At 55.0% G+C, this 22,832-nt stretch carries 18 protein-coding genes; 9 read left to right on the top strand and 9 right to left on the bottom strand.

Features of this window, described 5'->3' with window-relative positions; translation table 11 throughout:
• Nucleotides 1-69 precede the first annotated feature (69 nt).
• Entirely contained in the window at nucleotides 70-1,827 is a 1,758-nt protein-coding gene (locus SH248x_RS17190; protein ID WP_459555536.1) for a carbon starvation CstA family protein, read from the bottom strand.
• An 809-nt stretch (nucleotides 1,828-2,636) separates the two neighbouring features.
• Nucleotides 2,637-2,804 carry a hypothetical protein gene (locus SH248x_RS17185; RefSeq protein WP_459555535.1) on the bottom strand — a complete coding sequence of 56 codons (168 nt, stop codon included), beginning with the start codon at nucleotides 2,802-2,804 and terminating at the stop codon, nucleotides 2,637-2,639.
• A 318-nt stretch (nucleotides 2,805-3,122) separates the two neighbouring features.
• Here SH248x_RS17185 and SH248x_RS17180 point away from each other — a divergent pair, with 318 nt between their 5' ends.
• Entirely contained in the window at nucleotides 3,123-4,052 is a 930-nt protein-coding gene (locus tag SH248x_RS17180) for an HDOD domain-containing protein (protein WP_459555534.1), read from the top strand.
• Nucleotides 4,053-4,270: 218 nt separating this feature from the next.
• Here SH248x_RS17180 and SH248x_RS17175 read toward each other — a convergent pair whose 3' ends face one another.
• From SH248x_RS17175 to leuS, 7 genes are all read right to left on the bottom strand, one after another.
• Nucleotides 4,271-4,831: a chlorite dismutase family protein gene (locus SH248x_RS17175; protein ID WP_459558621.1), complete on the bottom strand. Its 561-nt coding sequence runs from the start codon at nucleotides 4,829-4,831 to the stop codon at nucleotides 4,271-4,273.
• Nucleotides 4,832-5,108: 277 nt separating this feature from the next.
• Nucleotides 5,109-5,657 carry a hypothetical protein gene (locus SH248x_RS17170; RefSeq protein ID WP_459555533.1) on the bottom strand — a complete coding sequence of 183 codons (549 nt, stop codon included), beginning with the start codon at nucleotides 5,655-5,657 and terminating at the stop codon, nucleotides 5,109-5,111.
• Between the two features lie 127 nt (nucleotides 5,658-5,784).
• Complete coding sequence (locus tag SH248x_RS17165; RefSeq protein WP_459555532.1) at nucleotides 5,785-6,378, bottom strand: hypothetical protein; 594 nt, start codon at nucleotides 6,376-6,378, stop codon at nucleotides 5,785-5,787.
• A 481-nt stretch (nucleotides 6,379-6,859) separates the two neighbouring features.
• Nucleotides 6,860-8,017 (bottom strand): hypothetical protein, encoded by a 1,158-nt coding sequence (locus SH248x_RS17160; RefSeq protein WP_459555531.1) that lies wholly within the window; start codon nucleotides 8,015-8,017, stop codon nucleotides 6,860-6,862.
• Between the two features lie 176 nt (nucleotides 8,018-8,193).
• A complete protein-coding gene (locus tag SH248x_RS17155) occupies nucleotides 8,194-8,955 on the bottom strand; it encodes a hypothetical protein (RefSeq protein WP_459555530.1) in 762 nt (253 codons plus the stop codon).
• Entirely contained in the window at nucleotides 8,936-10,042 is a 1,107-nt protein-coding gene (locus SH248x_RS17150) for a nucleotidyltransferase family protein (RefSeq protein ID WP_459555529.1), read from the bottom strand. The genes SH248x_RS17155 and SH248x_RS17150 overlap by 20 nt, the downstream gene beginning before the upstream one ends.
• A gap of 106 nt (nucleotides 10,043-10,148) precedes the next feature.
• On the bottom strand, nucleotides 10,149-13,157 hold the full coding sequence (gene leuS, locus SH248x_RS17145; RefSeq protein WP_459555528.1) for a leucine--tRNA ligase: 3,009 nt from the start codon (nucleotides 13,155-13,157) through the stop codon (nucleotides 10,149-10,151).
• A gap of 269 nt (nucleotides 13,158-13,426) precedes the next feature.
• On the opposite strand from leuS, the gene SH248x_RS17140 reads away from it, so the two are divergent.
• The 8 genes from SH248x_RS17140 to SH248x_RS17105 all read left to right on the top strand — a co-directional run bounded on the left by SH248x_RS17140 (nucleotide 13,427) and on the right by SH248x_RS17105 (nucleotide 22,817).
• The gene (locus tag SH248x_RS17140; protein ID WP_459555527.1) at nucleotides 13,427-14,461 is read left to right on the top strand and encodes a prenyltransferase/squalene oxidase repeat-containing protein; all 1,035 of its coding nucleotides are present in this window, start codon (nucleotides 13,427-13,429) and stop codon (nucleotides 14,459-14,461) included.
• A 383-nt stretch (nucleotides 14,462-14,844) separates the two neighbouring features.
• Complete coding sequence (locus SH248x_RS17135; RefSeq protein ID WP_459555526.1) at nucleotides 14,845-16,473, top strand: hypothetical protein; 1,629 nt, start codon at nucleotides 14,845-14,847, stop codon at nucleotides 16,471-16,473.
• Nucleotides 16,474-16,598: 125 nt separating this feature from the next.
• Nucleotides 16,599-17,594, top strand: a complete 996-nt coding sequence (fliG, locus tag SH248x_RS17130; protein ID WP_459555525.1) for a flagellar motor switch protein FliG — start codon at nucleotides 16,599-16,601, stop codon at nucleotides 17,592-17,594.
• A gap of 56 nt (nucleotides 17,595-17,650) precedes the next feature.
• The gene (locus SH248x_RS17125; RefSeq protein ID WP_459555524.1) at nucleotides 17,651-18,364 is read left to right on the top strand and encodes a FliH/SctL family protein; all 714 of its coding nucleotides are present in this window, start codon (nucleotides 17,651-17,653) and stop codon (nucleotides 18,362-18,364) included.
• Nucleotides 18,365-18,368: 4 nt separating this feature from the next.
• The gene (locus tag SH248x_RS17120) at nucleotides 18,369-19,703 is read left to right on the top strand and encodes a FliI/YscN family ATPase (RefSeq protein WP_459555523.1); all 1,335 of its coding nucleotides are present in this window, start codon (nucleotides 18,369-18,371) and stop codon (nucleotides 19,701-19,703) included.
• A 193-nt stretch (nucleotides 19,704-19,896) separates the two neighbouring features.
• Nucleotides 19,897-20,361: a hypothetical protein gene (locus tag SH248x_RS17115; RefSeq protein WP_459555522.1), complete on the top strand. Its 465-nt coding sequence runs from the start codon at nucleotides 19,897-19,899 to the stop codon at nucleotides 20,359-20,361.
• Complete coding sequence (locus SH248x_RS17110; RefSeq protein ID WP_459555521.1) at nucleotides 20,358-21,032, top strand: hypothetical protein; 675 nt, start codon at nucleotides 20,358-20,360, stop codon at nucleotides 21,030-21,032. The genes SH248x_RS17115 and SH248x_RS17110 overlap by 4 nt, the downstream gene beginning before the upstream one ends.
• A gap of 99 nt (nucleotides 21,033-21,131) precedes the next feature.
• Nucleotides 21,132-22,817, top strand: a complete 1,686-nt coding sequence (locus SH248x_RS17105) for a flagellar hook-length control protein FliK (RefSeq protein ID WP_459555520.1) — start codon at nucleotides 21,132-21,134, stop codon at nucleotides 22,815-22,817.
• Nucleotides 22,818-22,832 lie beyond the last annotated feature (15 nt).

The following is a 22,832-nucleotide window of genomic DNA, read 5'->3' as shown; positions in this document are numbered from 1 at the left end:
GTGCAAATTGATGCGTCAGCGGATTACATGGCTTTATGTGAACTACGCTCGAACATCGAGATGCGAAAATTACGCAGCCTCGGGAATTGGTACCGGTGATTTCGGTTGATCCTGCGAGTTCCCACGGGCGATGATCACCACGCCTTCAATGATCATCAGCACCGCCAGCCCCACCAGACAGCTCGCAATCCACGGAACAGGATTGGCCGTCACCCCGCCAGCGAAGTGCTTCCGAATGATATTGACCAGTGCCCAGACACTCATGACCGTCATCAGAATCATCGGAATCCCCGTCACTGCCCAGACCCACATCGCTCGACGGGTCCGCCACAACCAGACCGTGACGCCCAGCAGCGTCATCGCCGCGAGCAGTTGATTACTGGCACCAAACAGCTCCCAGAAAGTCCGCCAGATGGGAACCGGTTTCCCCGCAGCATCGACGGATGTCTGGAAAACAAAGTACATCGGCACGCCCGTCGTGATGATCGTTCCCAGCCAGCGACCCGCGACTCCTTTGAGCCCCGTCAGTTCCTGAATGATGAATCGCCCCAGACGCGTGCAGACATCGAGCGTGTCGTAGACGAAGGTCGAAAACGCCATCAAGGCAAACGAAACACCCACCGCAGCTGGCAGCCCGACCTTCTCCAGAAACCCGCCAATCCCCAGTGCATAAATAAAGTTCGGCTGCGGATTCTTCACGAGAGCATGATCACCGGCAAGTGACATCACACAGCACAGCGAAACCATCGCGACCATCGCTTCCAGAAGCATACTCCCATACCCGATCGGCTTGGCATCCGTTTCGACGCGCAGCTGCTTCGAAGTTGTCCCGGAGGCAATCAAAGAGTGAAACCCCGAGCAGGCCCCGCAGGCAATCGTGATGAAAAGCATCGGGACCATCGCATCCCCCTTGAGACTGGTCCAGCCGGAGAACATCGGCAGTTCAATCGGCTTGCCTCCCATGACCAGCCCCAGTGCTCCTGCTCCCAGCGCGAGAAACAGAAAGTATCCCCCCAGTTCCCCGCGAGGCTGCAACAACAACCACAGCGGCACAACCGACGCCACCGCACAGTACAACAATAACGCGACGTCCCAGCTGACGTGTGCATAGCCTTCCGCCTGAGCGGTTGTCAGGCTCGGCCAAAACGAATGAATGATCGCTGTCACGTCGAACGGAAAGACCTGCCCTGCATAAATCGCGACCCCGACCAGCGGCAGAAAAATGCAACTCGCCAGCGTGCTCGACATCCCCGTATACCGAATGACCAGCCCCATCATCACCGGCAACACCAGATACATCAGCGACGCCGACGCGATTCCCGCCCCGCTGACCGACTGCCCATTTTCAAGAACCTGCATCCCGGTAAACGAAGACGCCGTGATGTCTGTAAACGCGACGATGATGTACACCAGCGCCAGCCAGATGAAGATCAGGAACAGCAGAAACGCGCGCGGGCTGATATGCTCGCGCACCACTTCCGCAATCGATTTCCCCTGGTGACGGACCGAGGCGACCAGCGCCGTAAAGTCATGCACGCCGCCAATGAAGATCGATCCAATCAGAATCCAGATCATCGCCGGCAGCCACCCGAACGCCGCCCCCGCCAGAATCGGCCCGACGATCGGCCCAGCCGCCGCAATCGCAGAGAAGTGCTGATTGAGAAGAGGACCGGGACTCAGCGGTGCATAATCGATGTCATCACGCAGCGTATGAGCCGGCGTGACAACGTTTTTATCCAGACGAAGCAGTCGCGCCAGCAAGTTGCCATAAACACGATAAGCCACAATCAGCACAGTCGCCGAGAAGGCCATAAGCCAGAACATCATGAGAAATCGATCCCAAAGACCAACGAATCAGCGGTAAACCAAACGAGAAAAGACTTTATAACGCAGCTTGCTTTGTTGATGCAATCAGTAACATTTAACATGGCGAACTTACGAACAAATTGACGCAAAACCACCGCAGGCTTTTGAAAGTGACTCGCCGAGAGAAAGAGACTGGAACGCAGAGGTAACAGAGTCGAGCAGAGAGCGCAGAGAAGAACAGCCCAGAGTTAACGCCAAGCCGCGAAGACGCAACGAGGAAAAGCCAGGAAAGTCGATCAGCTAAAGATCGATTTCGAAACACAAATGGTTTCCTATTGAAAAGTCTTCCTTCGCGTCCTGGCGACTTTGCGTTAACTCTGGCCTTCTCTTCTCGGCGACCTCTGCTCCCCTCTGCGACCTCTGCGTTCCAGTCTCATCTTTCCGACAGCGCGCAACAAAAAACCCCTGAAGAACCGAAGTTCTTCAAGGGCTAAGATCAAACCTCTCGATGATTGCGACCGGTGGAGTCGCTTTAAGAAGGGCGGTCGACGGGTAGCACAAGGCTCACCCTTTGGTGTTGACGGCCCATGGTATGGGTTTGGCACCTCCGGCGGAATCAAAGAAAAGAGGCTTGATCTCGTCGACGAATCTTAGCGAACCGCGAAGTTACGGCAAGACCTCTTCGACCGGAATATCATCGGTTGTCAAACCTGCCCGGCTGCGTTCTTTTTTTGCATTTTCGCTGTGTTCTTTTTTTGCATTTACAAAGCTGCCGAAGACTTGACCACATCCGCCCAGAATCTTTGCTTTCCCTCACACCCGAATCTTCGTTACTTCCTCGCTGCACCGCGCATCATCATGTAACCACCCAGCGCAATCATGATCAGCAGAATGCCATACTGCGAAGGCGTAATGTCTCGCCACAGGCGCCCCAGAAAGGCGACGTAGAAATTCGTGTAATAGACCAGAAAGTCAAAGAACGAGTGCAGAATATTCATGGCGGATCTTCTCGAACAGAACGTCAGCGCAAATCGGGATCTTTCCTGACTCAAAGCTAGTCCACAAATCAGCGTCTGCTGCGAATTCCAGGCAAAAGGAGAACGCTCACTCTCAGGCTCGCTGGCGACGCCCCGTCAGAACCGTCAGCAAACATCTTTCACAGGCCGCACAATCATCAGAATCGTCACCAGCCGCAGATTAAAGCATGTCCCGTTCAGCGGTTCGACATGCTGCATCTCGACATCGTCTTGACCTGAAATCGCGTTCTAGAGTTGTCCGTCGAAGATGATCTCCCCATTCCGCCCCAACAGGATGTGATGATGAACTGGTCCGAACTGCGAGCGAAACTCCTCGGTGCTCAAGGTGCGTTTGTTCTGCCTCCCGCCGTCAAACTGCCGATGATGCCTTCCGCCGTGATCGAGTTCACCAAGCACGCCGACGACCCTGCAGCGACTCCCAAAAAGCTCGCCGAGATCATCGAAACCGATGCCGGCCTGTCATGTGAACTTCTTAAACACGTCAACTCCGCAGCCATGGGACTGCGCCACACCGTCTCGACCGTCAAACAGGCCATCTCGATCCTCGGCATCCGTACCGTCAAACTGATGCTGTTGACCTCATCCGCCAAGAACATGATCAGCAACCGCCAGTCGAAGCTGATTCACCTGCCGACCTTCTGGGTCGAGAACCTCGAAAAAGCCCTCTTCGCCAAAGAGATCGCCCGCCTGCTCAAAGCCGATGAAGAAGTCGCGTTCTCTTCCGCGATGCTCTCCGACCTGCTCCTCCCGATCCTGACGAACGAAGCCTACGAGCCGTACTTCCAGTTCGTTAAAAATCAGGACGCCGAACCCAAATCCATCTGCACCTTCGAACGCAACCTGTTCAAGTGGGACCACGCCTGTGCCGGAGCTCACGTCCTGCACGGCTGGTACTTCCCGGATGACGTCGTCTGTGCGGTCTATCTGCACCATGACGTCGAGAAACTCCTCGAATCAGCCGAACTCAAATCAACCGCCGTTGCCGCCGTCGCGTGCGCCTCCCTGCTGCCCGACGCAATGAAACAACGTCCCGACGGCCTCGAAAAACTCATCGCCCTCGCCGACCGAATCCCCGGCTTCGACCTTCTACAAGTCGCCACCAGCGTCCAGGAAAAATTCCAGACAATGTGCCCCGCCATGACCAACCACTTCCCGCTCGTGAAACGAGTCGAGAAACACCTCTTCCTGACGACGACGGACGAGACATGATCACTGATTATCCGGCGAGTTTTGTTTTCAACATTTGACGTCGGCGAAAATAGGTCGCACGTGAGATGTCAAGTTTCATCATAATCTCGCTATCAGCCCGTCCATCCAGTAGTTGATTGAGCAGAATGAGTTCGTCTGTGCTCAAACCATCGAGTAGTGTGCAGCCAGACGTGATTCCCTAGAAGCCCAGCCGTGACGGCGGAGGCGGAGGCTGACGCTCACGTCACACGAACGAGACGAAGATCGACTTCCCTCTCGACAAACTTCCACTCCTCTGTCCCTCGGAGGGCAGCGACCAGGTCATCGAACGCGGCAGCGTGTTCCTGGGAATAGTCGAACAGGGTGAGGAAATCAAACGGCTCGGACTCGTTCAGATCACGGCAGTGATGTAACCGTCGGGCGATCGCAGGCAGGTACTTCAACCCGATCGCGATGTGACGAGACTTCTCCTCGAACAGCTCCCGACGCTCGTCCTGCGTCAAAGCCCACCACGCGGCATTCTTACGAATGGGGATCAACGCAGCGTGGTCGGATGTCGGGCGCCCTAAAGCAGCCTGCTTTTGTGCCAGCATATTCTTCTCCTCGCGAGTGACATACCGCTCATTGCTGGTGACCCCGCGCAGAATCCAACCCTCCCCCTCAGACGGCGTGCTCACAGCCCCGGCGACGATCTCCACTCGCTCCACAACCGGCAAAGGGTCGCCAATGATCGTCTCAGCCGAGACCACCGACCACCCGCCGGACCGACCACCGACGAAAGTAAACAAACGCGGATTCACAGGTCGACCTCCCTGAGCCGGTTCTGATGCGACGACCGAGCTCGGAACCCCCAACCCGGCCGCCAGTCCACCCACGACCATGGCATCGACCAAAAACCCCCGGCGGTTTGACTCCTGGCTCTTTCCCGACGAATCAAACGCGGCGATATCTGCATCCTCAGACATTGATGACCTCCAGAGTCTCTGCGACGAAGCTCGTTACCATGACACGAGACACTGTTGAGGTTAACGGGCGATCGATATGGATGGCAACAAGGTTTTCATGCACCCGACGAGACTACGGGGCGGGGTTGCGATGTAGTTTGAGGGCGATGCGGTTGGAATCTGCCGGGAACGGTTCCTTGCCAACGCCGGATATGTCGGAATCGGAGGCCAGGTAGTAGAGATCGCCGTTGAGGACGGGCTGAAAGTTCCAGTTCTGTCGGTCGGACTGGAAAACTTCCCTGTCGGAAAAACTCAGGTTTGTCATGTAATAGCCGTACTTACCTGAGAGAAGCTTTCCCTCCCGTTTGAGTGAGACAAGGACCGTGATTGGCTGTTGACCGGGATCCCGCAGCTCAGTCCCGCCGAACTTACCAATCTCGTGTTCTTTCCCGTCGGCGTCGAGATGGACGAGACTGACCCAGTAATACGGCCCGGCACCGGCGAGGTCCAGCTTCCAGAATTTGCGATCCTCACCCCAGAGGACGTCGTAGGCAGTCAGATCAGCAATCGGCGAAAAACTCATGCTCACCGGCGATGGCGCCGGAGTATTGCTTCGCCCCACGACGTAGCCAACAACGGCAGCGAGTAGAAGGCAGGCGGTAGGAAAGGCCCAATGTTTCATGTCTTGCTTCACAAATCGGGAGAGTGCACAGGAACCACCCGCATTCTAAGGGGAATCTACGTGCATCTTCAATCTGCTTAAAGATCGTACGCCATGCTGTTACGTTGAAAAGCACACCCCCCAACCATCATGCCGCCAGACGACCCGCTTGAGACAACGGACCCCTCCGGAAATAGCGCCCAAACGCATTCCAGTGACGCGTCATATCGTTTCCGCCACCCGTCACCGAATCCGCCGTCACCTTCACCCCCATCGACACCTCGTCCCCGCGCCATTTCACATGCGGATTCCCCTCCAGATAACGCAGCAACTGACGACGCGTCATCAACAGGTAATGCACCGGCGCACTGATTCCCAGCGACATCGACATCGTCCCAAAATTCGTCATCGACGGCACCGACGCTCCAATCGATCGCCCCTCCTCGTCCCGCAGCGCGAACACGTACAAAAGCTCCGGATGATGAGGCCTCCTCAACTGCCTCACCGGCACCCGAAAATCCGCCCGCAAACTCGAGCGAGGCACCGACCAGGACGCCTTGCGAGACTTCACCTGCACCCGCGCATAAATCCCACCCCGATCCCTCATCACATAAAAATCATCCCCGGAATCCACCACAGGCAGCGCCACATTAAATCCACGCCTCATCACTTCCGAAATCACCCCCCACTGAGCACTCGCCCCATCCAGCCTCGTCCTCGTCTGCCAGTAATCCCCGTCCATCCCCGCTCCCCCTTCGCCTCAACACCCATTACTCAAAACCGACACGTGTGCAAACACAACCCTCTCTACCCTTACCGACATCCGTGCGCTTTTTGCCCCATTTTTCGCACTTACATCAACAAAAACACGCAACTCTCACGACGCAACCAGAACCAATCAGACGACTTAAAAGAAAATTTCCCGACTCGAAATATTCTCACATTTCGGTGCGCAATTCCCCATGCCCCCGCCCGCACTTCCAGTCTCCGTAGTATTCCGCCACATTAAAATTAATGCGTTCGTCTGATTCTGTTCCTTCTCCCTCGGGGAGAAGGTGGCCGAGTCTTCGAGGTCGGATGAGGGAAGTCTGCGAAGTCGCAACCATCAACCCACCTTTTTAACTGAGGTCGAGTACTACGGGACTTATGGATGAGAGTGTTCTTGTGCAGGTTGGTGGGGGTATGTCGCGAGCGGTATGACAACCAGGTGATTGCGTAATGTGCTAGCCTATATGCTCTTCTACAAGACGTTCAAGAATACTTACTTGTTCTAGGGCATTTTCAAATGCCTGCCCTAGCATTTTTACCGCAGAAACTGCTTCACTGACGGATGATCTAACGGGTGGTATTGTAGCAGAAAGAATTGCCATACTAGACTCGAATAGGCTCACATTGCCTATTGATGAAGACAGCGATTTCTTGAATTCCGCTATCCGAGAATGTAGATATTTAATCTCTAGGTTATAATCTTGAAGATTTGTGAACTCTTTACCAAATCGAATCATTCCAGAAATAGACTCAATCATCAGTCTCATTGCACGACTAATTACTTGTGATTCGACAATGCATTTATTGGCATAGTCACTTAGAATGCCGTTGAGACGGCTAATAATCGAGTTACGAACATCAATAAAATTTTGAGGGTCTTTGATTTGATCGAGTTGGCTGATTTCGGAGTTAACTTCGAACAAAGACAAAGTGACGTCATTTGCAGCTTTCGTAATTCGCGTCAAGCTCTCGACGACAATTATTGTGCTGTCATTGTTGATTTCTAGTAATTCGTTCCAAGTAACTTCGAGATTTCCATCAGTTAAAGTTTCTGCAGAGTCGGATGAAAGTAATGATGGGTGCGCAATTAGTTCAGAATGTGCAATCGCCATTTGAGATAAATGAGATCTAAGATCCCTTTCGAAGTCATTTAGCGACTTGAATTGCCAGTAAAACACATTGGATTGCTGTAGCTCTTCCTGAAAAGACTGGATTGCTTTTATTTGGTCTGGGACTACTTTATCTGGCGAAATTGGGCGTGTTTTAAAATAGCACGAGATGTGTAACAAATCACCTCTTTGATATCGCTTTAATGCTCGATGAAACTCTTCTACAGTTCCGGATCGAAAGCTTGGAGTTGGCGTACCTATTCTCGACCAGAAAATACCAATGAAAATCTCATATGAGTCGTTTATTTGATCGTTGATGACTGCTTGTGCGTATTCTCCGATATCAGGATGCGTATGAGTTTCCCACTGTATTGTCTGGAACGTGATTTTAAGAGAATTAGACCATGTGTCGTTGAACTCAGATACCACTTTCTTTGCGCATGCTCTCTCCTTCGCCACGTCGGCGGGTGAAGCAACAAATATTCTCATAATTTTGTGATGCAAGGTTGGGCTACTTCACTAAAAAATCACCATCTTCCCCAGCACAACCACTGTCTTCACAATCGTCTACCCCTCAAGCTGAGCGATGACCTGCGAATCTGCTTTCGCCGCCGCTTCCATCTCCTCTTTGCTCGGAGTCTATCAGTTCGCTGCGATTGGAGTCGGCTGCACTGCCGGAATTAAACCCGCGCAGGCTCGTTCTTAAGGTACGGAATCGCATTTAAATGCTTTTTTGCAAATACCTGTTGAGCCGCGTCTATTTCTTCATCGACTTCATGAGATTGAACGGGTGTTTCCAAGATGATCGGCACGTCATCTTCAATCCAGCGTGAGACAATACGGAACGCCAAAATACTCTCGTAATTCAACCGTTCATGACGACTTTGCGAATTCACATAACTCATGTGAATCTGTCGCATCCGACTCTTGAAATTCTGGAGTAGTGCAACAGCTTCCTGCATCGTCGGATCGATTTGGCGTGCATGGCCGATATCAAAACAGAATGTCGCATCGGGGAGCATCTCAAAGACTTCTCTTAACTGGGCCGCAGTTCGTCCGAAACGTTTTCGCTTGTCCATGTTCTCAACACAGACAGACTCTCCGAGCTTCTGCCATTCCGAATGATCTTCAATGATGTCTGGATGCACAATGATTGGCCATCCGCGATCTGCAATTGTCTGTAGCTTTTTGACAAACTCCCTTTCCGAGAAATGACTCCTCTGGCTTGGAGCATGAAAGGAAATGTACTCAAAAGGCTTGAGGTCTCTTGTCAATTGATCGAGAGATTCCAAAAGCGGATCGAGTTCATCCTCCCGCAGTGCGGAAAGCTCAATCGCCCGTGTCCTGTGATGAGTGGCGACCATGATCCCACGTCGAACATCATCAAGAGCAATGCTTCCGGTCGAAAATCCTATTCGCATCTTAAAAGACTCCATATTCACACATGAACTCTTTCAGTTCTGTATTAGCTTCGAAACAAGCGTACTTCAAGACCGCTTGAATTTGATGGCTGATCTCTCTGCATGCGAGAAAATCCTTGTCTTCGTAAACATTTCGTTCATCGAGTTTCTCTAAATGAGACCGCACTTTTGGATCATTTATCTGAACCAGATATTGCTCATACTGATCAACGAACTCTTCGCATTTCGTGTGCAAGCCAAGTTCTTGCAGAGTCCAAACCACGATATTCAATGGAGTGCAATTCACAAATGAAAGCAAATGATTCTGAAGTCGTATTTGGTAGCCGTCTGCACTCTCGTCATTCCTTTGAAGCGATTCATTTTGAAAGCAGCTGAAAACCATGAACATCCCTGCTACGAATAGCAGTTTTCTGGATGTTCTAAGCTTGATGTTGCGGATAGCCCAATTCTTTCCAGCCTGTTCCCAATCCTTGTAAGCAAAATCAACACACATTGTTCGCCAATAACGAACAATATCGTTCATCAGAAATCTTGGAATCCGGGACTTGTCATCTGTCTGGCTATGAAAATTTGAATCACTGACCAGGTATCGATTAAGAACTTGTCGAACAATACGAGCGTAAGGGCCACCAAGCTCATCGTTCGAATTTCGAACCGATGTCGCTTCGAGCAGCAAAAGAACTCGCTGCGTGGTATTTCGATTTGTGTCGGCCTGACCACCAATGTGATGAACGATCTCGTGACTGAATGACGTGTTTCCAAAAATTCCTTCAGAGCCCGGAGGTTTAAGTTCAATGCCTTTAAAGCTGATTCGTTTTAAAGATTGGGATACTTCCCGGCTGATCTCACGATGCTGTGCATTTGCTTGGCCATCGATCAACATTGTCCAGTCAACATCACTGCCGCTGGTCCATTCGCGACGTGCCAGTGAGCCGAAAACAACGATGTCGACATCATCCGATGTAAATTGCTGAAGTTCAGATAATAGGAGGCTTTGCAACTCAAGTGCATCACGACGTGCTGCTTCGATTGTGGGCCAAGTTGCTCCTGTTTTCTTACATAATTCAGCAACGTAATCAAAATTTGGATCAACCTTACCGTACGGCATTTTTTCCCCTCACAGTAGATTGTAGAGACTTTCTAAGCTCGGCGACAGGTTCGTTTGAAAAAGCCAATCAGTGCGTAGACTTAGGCATTAAATCCGCATGTCCGAATTACTTCACCACAAAATTCACCATCTTCCCCACCACAAGCACCGTCTTCACAATCGTCTTCCCCTCAAGCTGGGCGATGATCTGCGGGTCCGCTTTCGCCGCCGCTTCCATCTCCTCTTTGCTCGCGGTCGCTGCGATTTTGATTTTGGCTCGGAGTTTGCCGTTGATTTGGACGGGGATTTCTAATTCGCTTTCGATGAGTTTGCTGTCGTCGAAGGTCGGCCAGGGGTGGTAGGCGAGGGAGTTGGTGTGGCCGAGGGTTTGCCAGAGGTCTTCGGCGAGGTGCGGGGCGTAGGGGGAGAGGAGGAGGACGAAGGTTTCCATAGCGGCCTTGGGGCGCGGCTGGGCGCTGGCGAATTCGTTGGTGAATTCCATGAGCCGGCTGATGGCGGTGTTAAGGCTGAGGGATTCAATGTCGTTGGTGACCGCTTTGATCGTCTTGTGGAGGAGGCGTTCCTGGGCCTCGGTCATCGGGACATCTTCGATGGCGGGGTTGATTTTGACTTCGTCGGCGAGGTTTTCGTCGGTGATCATCCGCCAGGCGCGGGCGAGGAAGCGGTAGACCCCTTCGACGCCGTTCATCTGCCACGGTTTGGTGGCATCGAGCGGGCCCATGAACATTTCGTAAAGACGGAGCGCATCGGCGCCGTATTGCTCGACGACGTCATCGGGGTTGATGACGTTGCCGCGGGACTTGGACATCTTTTCGGAACGAATCGTGACTTGGAGATCTGTGCCGATGATGTATTGCTTCCCACCACGAGGCTCGATCTTTTCTTTCGGCAATTCGACTTCAATGAGTTTCGCGCCGTTACGGGTGTCCTCGTAGACATTGTTGTTCTCATCGTCAGTAGACGCGAATTTCGTAAACTCACTGCTGACGAGTCCGGCAGCAACGGGATCATTGAGAGCATGCCCAGAGAACTTCTCTGGGGCGTAGGTGAAGTACGATGCTTCGCCGAGGATCATCCCCTGGTTGACGAGCTTCTGGAACGGCTCGGGGCGGGAGAGGTAGCCAAGGTCGAAGAGGACCTTGTGCCAGAAGCGGGAGTAGAGGAGGTGAAGGACGGCGTGTTCGGCGCCGCCGATGTAGAGGTCGACGGGGAGCCAGTATTTTTCGAGTTCGGGGTCGATGAAGTTGTCGGGGTTCTTGTTGTCGGCGAAGCGGATGTAGTACCAGCACGACCCGGCCCATTGGGGCATGGAGTTGGTTTCGCGGACGAGTTTGACGCCGTCGGTGTCGGTCTTAGAAAGCCATTCCTGCGGGGCCCAGGAGAGGGGAGGATCGGGCGTCCCCTTGGGTTTGAAGTCGTCCATGTCGGGCGGGACGACGGGGAGTTGGTCGAGCGGGACGGTGCGGATGAGGCCGGTGGGGTTGCCGTGGGCGTCGAGTTCATGCCAGAGCGGGAACGGCTCGCCCCAGTAGCGCTGACGCGAGAAGAGCCAGTCGCGGAGACGGTAGTTGATGGCTTTCTTGCCGAGGCCGGACTCAGCAAGCCAGGCGGTGATTTTCGTTTTGACTTCGGCAGTCGGGAGCCCGGTGAACTCGCCGGAGTTGATGGCGAAGCCGTCGGCGGTGAAGCCGATGGAGTCTGACTCATTGATGGGAGTGTCTGTGCTGTCTGTCGTAGAAGACAGGGGGTTGACACCCCCCGCTCGCCTTTCCGGAGAGACGACTGCGACAACAGGAAGTTTAAACGCCTGGGCGAATTCCAAGTCTCGGGAGTCGTGGGCGGGGACGGCCATGATGGCGCCGGTGCCGTAGGTACTGAGGACGTAGTCGGCAACCCAGATCGGGATGGGCTGGCCGTTGACGGGATTGATGGCGTAGGAGCCGGTGAAGACGCCGGTCTTGGTTTTGGCGAGGTCGGTGCGGTCGAGGTCGCTCTTGAGGGCGGCTTGCTGGCGGTACGTTTCGACGGCGGGTTTCTGGTCGACGGTGGTGAGTTCGTCGATGAGGAGGTGCTCGGGGGCGATGACCATGTAGGTCGCGCCGAAGAGGGTGTCGGGACGGGTGGTGTAGACCCGGAGGACGTTTTGGGACGGGGAGGCGGGGAAGCCGGTTTTCGAGCGGGTGGCTTTGAAGAGCGTGAAGTCTTTTTCGAGATCAGCAGAAGACAGGGGGTTGACACCCCCCGCTCGCCTGGGGACGAGAGGGAAGTCGACTTCGGCGCCGATGCTGCGGCCGATCCAGTTGCGTTGGAGGGCTTTGACCGATTCGGGCCAGTCGAGAGGTTCAAGCTCGTTGATGAGGCGTTCGGCGTAGGCGGTGATGCGGAGCATCCATTGGCGAAGGGGGCGACGTTCGACGGGGAAGTTGCCACGATCGCTGCGGCCATCGGCGGTCACTTCTTCGTTGGCGAGGACGGTCCCGAGTTCCGGACACCAGTTGACGGGGGCAAACGACTGGTAGGCGAGGCGGTTTTCGTCCTGATAACGTCGGACCGCTTCCATCCCCTGGGCGGTGACTTCTTCAGGGATGGGAAGTTCGGCGATGGGGCGACCTTTGCCGGTGCGCTGGAGGCCGTCCGGGCCGGTCCAGGTGAAGGTCGGATCGTACCAGGTGTCATAGAGCTTGAGGAAGATCCACTGCGTCCAACGGAAGTAGTCGGGGTCGGTGGTGGAGAGTTCGCGGTTCCAGTCGTAGGAGAAGCCGAGGGATTTGAGCTGGCGCTTGAAGGTCGCAATGTTCTCGTAGGTGGTGACGCGAGGGTGAGTGCCGGTATTAATAGCGTGTTGCTCCGCGGGTAAACCGAATGCGTCCCAACCCATAGGATGGAGGACGTGCTTGCCTTTCATGCGGGAATAGCGGCAGACGATATCGGTCGCGGTGTAACCTTCGGGGTGGCCGACGTGGAGGCCTGAGCCGGAGGGGTAGGGGAACATATCGAGGACGTAGAGCTTGCCGTTATTGTCTTTTTTGGGCTCGGCAGAGGTCGCAAAGGTTTGATGCTGGTCCCAGTAGGCCTGCCATTTGGGTTCGACGGATTTTGGGTTGTAGCGTGGCATTGTTCTTGTCTGACTAGGGAAAGGTGAGGATAATGAGTCGGTTTGTGGGGATCGAGAGGCAGAATGACGGCCGTCTGGATTCTCAAGGGCGATGGACGAGGGGAAATTGCCCAAATCCTGCTGCCCGGGACGTATTCGTTGCCTGGTTGGTAGCAAACGTCGAGGGGACAGGGGGTTAACACCCCCCGCTCGCCTAAGAACTTGAGTTTAGTGATGACAGCGAGTTTTGCCAAACCGTTCGCGGCGGGGTGGCTGGAGTGAATGACGGAATGAGAAATCGGGCCAGCTGGATTTTGGTGATGATCGTGGGACTGGTGATCTCGGGAGGCCTGTTGGGGCGGGCGGAGGAGATCAAGCGGGACCCGAAAGTCGATCTGGCGGTCGGCAAGGCGCTCGATTTTCTGGCTCGCGAACAGCGTCGGCAGGGGTACTGGGAAGCCAATGGCGGGCAGTATCGGATCGCGATGACGGCTTTATCCGCGACCGCGATGCTGTGTGACGGGTCGACGACGACGCGGGGGCGGTATGCCAAGAACGTCCGACTGGCAGTTGATTATCTGCTCGACTCTGCTCAGCCATCGGGGCTGATTGGTTATACGAACGACTATCACTACACCTACGGGCATGGGTTTTCGATGTTGTTTCTCTCGCAGATTCTGGGCGAGGAGGAAGACAAGGATCGACGTGAGCGGTTGAAGATTGTGTTGACGAATGCGGTCGCGTTCTCAGCCAAAGCGCAGACGAGCCGGGGTGGATGGGGGTATGTCTCGGCGAAGGATGGGGGAGACTTCGATGAGGGGTCGACCTGTATCACGCAGGTGCAGGGGTTGAGAGCCTGTCGCAATGCGGGGATTCCGGTCCCTAAGGAGATCATCGATAAAGCAAAGAAGTACATCCAGGACTGCACGACAGCCGATGGGGGTGTGCAGTATTCGATCAAGGGGGGCGGGGCACGTCCGCCGATCACAGCTGCAGCGATCGCGGCGATGTACAATGCGGGAGAGTATGAGGAGTCTGCTCACATCGACAAGATGCGGGAGTATTGCGATAAGAATGTGTGGCCGGGCGGCGGGCAGGATTACTTCGGGCATTGGCATTACATGCACTATTACTACTCGCAGGTGATGTACCGCGAGCCGGAGCAGTGGTCGAAGTACATGGATGATATCGGTAAGGAGATTCTGCGTAAGCAGGCGGCGAACGGGAGCTGGAAGGACGGGTACATCGGCATCGTCTACACGACAGCGATCAATGCGACGATCCTGCAGATGGATAAGGGGTATCTGCCGATTTATCAGCGGTGAGAGAGTCCGAAGTGGCTGGAATGCAGGGCTCGCGGAGGGGCGTTTCCTGTGTGCTACGTCTGTGTCAGCCGTGAGATCGCGCAATGAACGTCTACTTTGAATGAAGACAGCACGGCTGACACAGCCGTGGCACACGTTGCAGCCGGACGGCTTTTTGCGCGCTAATCTTGATGTAAAGATTTCACTTCCGTGTGGAAGCCGGAAATCGTCTTAACAAAGTTGGGGGGGAAGGTATGCTTCCCGGTCGCAGGGTGATGTGCGCCCTGCTGGAGAAAGATGTGGACTTATCGCTACATCGACTTCCCTCATCCGGCTCGAAGACTCGCCACCTTCTCCCCGGGGGAGAAGGAACGAATTCAAGAGAAGGGACAGATTAGAGAACTATGGAACCCCTTCGTCGAACATGGACGCAATTCTCGGAGCTGTTTGGGGCGATGTCCCTGTCACAGCGCGGGACGCTCATTGGCATCACGCTGATGCTGCTGGCGGGGTTTGCATGGTTGATGGTTCAGGGGCAGACACGCTCGAATTTCGTTCCGGTCTCGGTCGGCAAGTCGTTTACGACCGAGGAAATCGTCCGCGCTGAAGAAGCGTTTCTTCAAGCAGGGCTGACCGATTTCGAACGCAAGGGCCAGCGGATCATGGTCCCTTCCAATCAGGTGGAAGCCTACAACGCGGCTTTGATTTCGAGTGGCTCGATGCCACAGAACTGGGCTGAAGAATGGGAAAAACAGTTCGCTGAAGTGGGACCATTCGCGAATAACAAACAACTGGCTGATCGTAAAGAAATCGCCCGCGCAAAACTGGCCAGTCAGATGGTGGCTGCGATTCCAGAAGTCGAAACAGCCAACGTCGTCTGGGATCATGAAGAGCTTCCCGGCTGGCCTCGACGGACCCGTTCCAAAGCGACTGTCTTCGTGCGTCCCAAGCCAGGACGCGAGCTATCCAGTCCTCTTGTCCATTCGATCCGCCTGTCGATCTCCGGCATGAAGGCGGATCTTGCGCCTGATCATGTCACCATCTTCGATGTCGTCAACGGCGTTGCCCATGAGATCGAAGATCCCAATGACCCGTTCAATGGCGGGATGATTCAGCGGATCAATCAGCTCAAGGAGATGTACCGGGCTGAGATTCTCCGATCGATTGATTACATCAAGGGGGTGCGGGTCTCGGTCAATGTCGATATTGAACGTGTGAAATCTGCGATCCGTCGCCAGCAGAAGATCGATACCAAAGGGGGTGTCAGTCTTGTCTCACGCGAAGACAGCAGTACGCGAACACTCAATCAACAGCCGACGAAGTCGGAACCGGGACAGAACGCGAATGGAGCACTTGCGCTACCAAGTTCACCCGGTCAGCAACGGTCCGAACAAGTCGAAGATCGTCTCACCGAGCAAGTGACTGCTCCGACCTACGAAGTCACGCAGGAAGATATCATCGGGGCGATGCCTCAGAACGTGCAGGTCAGCGTCGCGATTCCGGAAGAGTATTACCGGATGGTCGCGATCCAGCAGACGGGCCTGAAAGCAGATGCACCGAAAGAAGAGATTGATGCGGCGACGACGAAAGTGCGCGAAGAAGTCAATCTGACCGTCCAGAAACGAGTTACGCAGATCATCCCCGCTGGCACGCGAGAGAATCCTGCTACGGGAGTCGACGTCAGTTCGTTCATCGCATTTGAAAGCGAACCGCCAGTCGTTGAGACAAGTATTCTCGAAACGACGCAATGGGCTGTCTCCCAATGGGGCAGCGCGATTGTCATGACGATCTTTGCCTTGTGGGCGATGATGGCTCTGAATAAGACTGTCTCACGCACCGCCAAAGCCACACCGCCTCCTCCCGTCTTCACACCGCCCGCTCCGAAAGAAGATGCAAGCGAGGTGAAAGACAAAGATCTGATCAAGATCGCTCCCCCTGATACTCGTAACCGTGACAGCCTGCAGTTCCTTGTGAAAGACAATCCTGAAATGTCCGCCGCGATCCTGAGTAAATGGATTCGCGATGCGATGTGACGGGAGGCGCTGGGCGATAGGCGTTAGGCGCTAGCCGAACCGCTTCGCTCGCATGAGTGACTTTTGCCCTCTTCAGCGTTTCTTTCTTCCTAACGCCTAATCCCTAACGCCTAGCGCCTTCTCCTATGGATGCCATTCGTAAAGCCGCGATCTTGTTGTTGAGCCTTGAGAAGCCGTTGGCGGCTGAGGTCATGGCTCAGCTTCCGCGCGAGCATGTCGAGCGGGTGACGCTGGAGATCGCGAGGATTCAGGACGTCAAACGAGACGAGCAGGATTCTGTTCTCAATGAGTTTTACGACCAGGCGAAAGACCGGACGCCGATCGAGCGTGGCGGTCTGGAGTTTGCGGATGAACTGTTGAGCCAGTCGCTGGGTGCAGAAGGTGCGGGTAAGATTCTTGAGAGCGTGCGCCAGTCGATGAACTCGGTGCCGTTTGGTTTTCTTCATAAGGTTTCTGCGGACAACCTGCTGACCTTCATCAGCGAAGAGCATCCGCAGACGATCGCGCTGATCATGTCGCATCTGCCTGCTGCCCTGGCTGCGGAAGTCTTGAGCGGGCTTCACAGCAATAAGCAGCTGGAGGTCATTCGTCGCATTGCTCACATGGAGCAGACGAATCCGGAAGTTATTGATGACATCGAGAGCAGCCTGGAATCGCGCATGACGTCGACGCTGAACCAGCGTCTGGAAAAGACGGGGGGCGTGCAGACGGTCGCGCAGATTCTCAACATCACGGATCGCATGACGAACAAGACGATCCTCGAGAACCTCGAAGAAGACGATCAGGAACTCGCCGACGATATCAGACGATTGATGTTCGTCTTTGATGACCTGCTCAAACTGGACAACAAAGCCATTCAGTCACTTCTCAAGGAAGTCGAGAACTCGCAGTGGGCGATCGCCCTCAAGGGTGCCAGCGAAGAGATCAAAACCAAGATTCTCGCCAACCTGTCGCAGCGTGCCTCTGACCTGCTGAAAGAAGAAATGGCCTACCTCGGGCCTGTCCGTCTCAGCGACGTCGAAGCCGTCCAGCAGCAGATCGTTGATACCGTCAGGCGACTGGAAGACGCTGGCGAGATTCAGGTCGCCGCTGCAGGTGAGGGAGATCAGTTCATTAACTAGGCGCTAGGCGATAGGCGCTAGGCGTTAGGAGGAGAGCGAAGGCTCGAAAGATTCTTATGGTAACTGGCGCGACAACTCGACGTGTGGTGAAGCTGGAAGAGCAGGGCTCTGAAAGTGCGCACGTGGCGTTTAACTTTGAAGACATCCGCCAGAAGTGTGATGAGTTCATCGAACAGACACGCGCCAAAGCAGCGCAGATGCTGGTTCAAGCTCACGAAGATGCGGAGAAGGTCAAAGCCGCTGCCATGCAGCAGGGGCTTAAAGACGGTGAGAAGAAGGGACTTGCTGCGTCGGAACAGAAGATCAAAGCCCAGGCTGACAAAATCGCCGAACAAAAACTCGCGACGTCACTGGCGACTCTCAAGCCTGCTCTGGAGCATGCTGCTGATCAGATGCGAGTCGAGTTGCACTCCATGATGACGGTCTGGGAATCGCAGATGGTTCAGCTGGCGGCTCAATTAGCACTTCGCATTACGCGTCGACAGATCGAAGTCGATCCGATGATCGTTGTGGAGATGGTGCGCGATGTCATTCAGGCGACTGTCGGCGAAGACCGGGTGCATGTGCAGCTTCACCCTGAGGATGCGACGCTGGTGTCGACGCATTTGAATCTTGATTCACTTTCGAAGTCGGGACAGTTGCCCATCATGATTTCGCCGACTGATGGTTTCACTCGTGGCGACTGTGTCGTGACGACATCTCACGGACAGATCGATGCCCGCATCGAAGCGATGCTCGATCAACTCGCCCGCGAACTTACAGGAGAGTGAGATCATGCCGAACGTCATCTCACCGGCCAGTATCGAACGGATGCTCCCCTGGAAATTGACCGGGCAGGTCTCTCGCATGGTCGGCCTCTCCGCGAGCGTGAGCGGGTTTCCTGCACCGCTGGGAGCGCTCTGCCGACTCGAAGTCGATTCGCGACTGAGCATCAAAGGCGAAGTCGTCGGCTTTCATGATGACCAGACAATCGTGCAGCCGTATGGAGAAATCCAGGGCGTCCGGCGTGGCACGCGTGTGGTTCTCGAATCATCCTACCCTATGGTCCGCGTCGGGAAGAATCTTCTCGGACGCGTGATTGATGGCTGGGGGCGTTTCATTGATGGCGGACCGACTGTCTATCGTGAAGATCGACAGCCACTGACCGGCAGCGAACTTTCTCCTCTCCATCGTCCTCGGATTGATCGCACACTTTCAACCGGCGTTCGCGTGATCGATGCTCTTCTTTCGACCGGCATGGGTCAGCGGATGGGGATCTTCGCGGGCAGCGGTGTCGGCAAGAGTACGCTCATGGGCATGATGGCCAGACAGAGTGAAGCGGATATCAACGTAGTCGTGCTGGTCGGCGAGCGGGGTCGCGAGGTGCGCGAATTCCTCGAACGCGATCTCGGCCCGGAAGGCCTCAAGCGAAGCGTCGTCGTTGTTGCAACGAGCGAACAGCCTGCGCTGCTTCGCCTGCGTTCCGCTCACCTGGGTTCTGCGTTGGCGGAGTACTATCGTGATCAAGGCAAAAACGTCCTGTTGATGATGGACTCGGTCACGCGTTACGCCCTCGCTCAGCGCGAGATTGGTCTGTCTGCGGGCGAACCTCCTGCAACCCGCGGCTATCCGCCGAGTGTCTTTGCAATGCTGCCTCGTCTGCTCGAACGGAGTGGCCGCAACGAACGTGGCAGTATCACGGCCTTCTACACCGTCCTCGTCGAAGGGGATGATGCGAACGAGCCGATTTCTGATACTGTCCGCGGGATTCTGGATGGTCACGTCATGCTCTCGCGCAAGCTGGCTCACCGTGGACATTGGCCCGCCATTGATGTCCTGGCATCGGTCTCACGATCGATGAAAGACATCGTCACGCCGGAACACCGGGCTGCTTCCGAAAAACTGAAGCAGCTGCTCGCGGCTCACCGTGAAGCGGAAGACATGATCGCGATTGGGGCCTATCAATCAGGCTCGAATCCTCTTGTCGACCAGGCCGTCACCATGCAGGATGCGATCCGCGGCTTCCTCACCCAATCGATCGAAGAGACGAGCAATTCGAAACTCGCGATCGACAAACTGTTCGAACTCGACCGCTTCCGTGCCGCTCTTCCGAGCCGGAGGACGCCATGATGTTGATCTCATTCGACAACAAGTCCGCTCGTAGGGTCCGCTGTGCGGACCGTCAATTCGCGACGATGCCAGAAGAGTCTACGATGCCTTCCATGAAGGTCCAAGTCGCCAGTCGCAGTTGGAGGTCGATTGATGGTCCGCACAGCGGACCCTACACGGACGACTCACCGCAAAGACGGACAGGGAGGGGGCGATGAAGAAATTCCTCTTCCGTTTTGCGGCGTTGATGAAGTTTCGTGAGCACCAGCGTGATCGTTGTCAGGAAGTCCTCGGGCAGTTGATGGCGGAAGATCGTCGACTGGCGGAGGAATCACAGTCGCGTGAAGATATGCGCATCGAGATTCTGGACGAGGTTCGTCAGACGACACTTGAAGGCCGGATTGATCCACGTTCGGTTGCGTCGCGTCGCTATTACGCGGGCCAACTTGCCGTTGAAAAAAGTCAGTTCGATCAACAGCGACTCAAGATATCAGCAGCCATCAAGCAAGCGCGTACTCTGCTCGCGGAAGCAGAAGCCAAGGTTAAAGCTCTTGATCGCCTCAAAGACGATCAACACAACGAACATCTCCAGCTGGCCTACAAAGTCGCTGACCAGGAGATGGAGGAAGCCTGGATGGCGGGTCGTCTTGCCAGTTTGTCACGGGAGCATGACACATGATCAGAATTCTTGGACTCACGATCGCCATTATCTCGACGTCGCTGGTGCTCACGGCCGCTGCGGTCATCGGCTATTTCGGTTCGATGGGAACATTGACCAAGTCGAACCTGACGGAGATTCTTTCGATCCTCAAGGACGATCCGACACTGGTGCAGCGCGGCGTGCCCGAAGTCGATACGACTCCGCTGATCACCAACGACCAACTCGTGGCAGAACGGACGAAAGTTATTCTCAGTCTGACCGAGCGAGAGCGAGAGCTGGAGTTGATCAAGAAAGCGATCACGGAACAGTCCGATCTGGTTCTCAAAGAGAGGACGGTTTTGGAATCGACTCGATCCGCCTTTCTCAAACAGCTCAAGACGATCGAAGAAGAGACCATGTCAGCTGCAGCGGATCAGTCGCGCGGCATTCTCCTGAAGATGAAGCCCGAGGTGGCTGTGACGAATCTGATGGCGATGACTCCCGACGAAGCGATCATGATCCTCCAGGGAATGGGGGAGAAAGATTCTGCGAAGCTGCTGCAGACGTTTCAGACAGGGAGCGCAGAGCAGCGCGATCGTGCTTCTCTGATCTTCCTGGCGATCTCGCGCGGTCAGCCAAAGGCAGATTTGGCTCAGCAAACGCAAAAAGACATACGGCCTGCGGCAGAGCCGACCGATAACATGAGATAGTGTTTCGCCGTCGTTAAAGTTTCACAGGCAAATTGCGCCAGGGAGTGAAGCTGGTAAAGATCGGTAAGCACGCTCTACATGATTCGGGGCGATTCAAGGATGAACGCAAACTCGCTCATCGAACGTTTGACGAGCATGGCGCTGGCGTTGCCGACTGGCACGCCAGACAGCTCAAACACTGCGCAAAAAGCCGCCTCGGCGGCTGATGCCCCTTATGCGCGTGAGTTGCGTAAGTCACTGGAAAAGAGTGACAAAGCCAACGCTTCAACAGCCGACGCGCACGAAAAACCAAAGGCGTCCCACCAAGCCGAAGAGACTCAAAGCGGAACGCCTGCGCGACATGACGAGCTGACACCCCGGCGTGAGGCTTCTTCACAGGCGTCACCCAAACCCGCTGTCACATCAGTCACTCCTGTTGCCGAGGAAGGCGTTCCAACTCCGCCAGCTGAACCTGCAATCGATGTGATCGATGAAGTCGTGGTATCAACCACTCTGACAAGCGACGTTCAGCGGTTCGATGCGCTCGATGCGATCAGCGCGGGTCGATCATCTGCTTCCACACCAGCGGATGAACCAGCGACCGAACCCGACTTGCAGGCGATGATCGAATCGATCCTGCAGCAGCTTCAGCAGATCGCCAACACCCAGGCCGAGTCAACACAAACTCAAGGGACGACCACCCCGACCGATGCAAAAACTTCTGCGATTCCCGCTGGTCTGCAGCAGGCGATCCAGCAGGTCATGCACCAGACAAGTCCGGAAACACAAGTCGCCGATCCAGCCGCACAGGCTCAACAAGCCATCGATATGATCGACGAGCTGATCTCGCGCTTCGGCAAAGATGTCGAAGAAGATGAGGAAGACGACAAGGACGGCGATGCCTGCGACGTCGAAGACGATCTTTCGAAAATCCAGGCCCTTCTCGAACAGATCACTGGCCAGCAGCAGGTCGCCGAGACGCCCGTCGTTGTCCAAGTCACTGCCAATGTCTGGGGTGATGTCGGAGCAGCCAGCCAGGTCGAAGCGAACAAACCAAGCGCAGGGCAACCTGTGAGTACGCCGGAAGTCGAACTTCCAGAAATCGCAGTCGAAGCAGCGTCTGAGAATGGGGCCTCTTCAGAAGCCTTCACTCTCGTGGGTGACGAGTTCGCCAGCGCCTCCGCTGAGACAACGGCAACCGATGTGACGAGTATCGATTCGTCTGCGGAGGCTTCTCAACCCGAGCCAGACCAGGCTGCCGTTCGCGTGGATGCGACTTCTGCTCCGTCTCGCGTTGTGAATACAACATCGGGACCAGCTGGCCCGGGTGAAATCGAGGGCTCGCGTCAAGCGGCGGCGATTCAGCTGATCAACCGCGTCAGTCAATCGATTTCGACCGGTGCCACGCAAGGCGAGCAATCCTTCAAGATGCAGGTCGGCGCAGGTGAACTCGGTCAGTTGCAGATTGAAGTCACGACACACAAAGGGGCCGTCACTGCGGTCATACATGCCGAGCAACCTTCGACGCAGAAGCTTCTCGTCGAACACATGCAGCATCTGAGAGACTCGTTAGTCCAGGCTGGCCACAACGTCGACAAGATCCAGGTCGAGACCTCGCCGGATGGTTCGATGTTTGAGGACTTCACACGTCAGCAATCTTCCCAGTCGTCTCAGCAGGATGATCAAAACAACGTGGATTATCCTCTGTTTGATCTCCACGCCGATGACAAACCCACGACGCCACAGCCTGCCTCTCGCCCCTCTCGTCACATCACCTCGCGCGATCAACTCGATATCGCCATCTAAACTCACGGAGTCCCA

Origin of the sequence: Lacunimicrobium album (genome assembly GCF_052161635.1) — a bacterium.
Classification (GTDB): Bacteria; Planctomycetota; Planctomycetia; order Planctomycetales; family Planctomycetaceae; genus SXPC01.
Note: the sequence above shows the minus strand (reverse complement) of the source record. Positions and strands in the feature narration are given on the sequence as shown.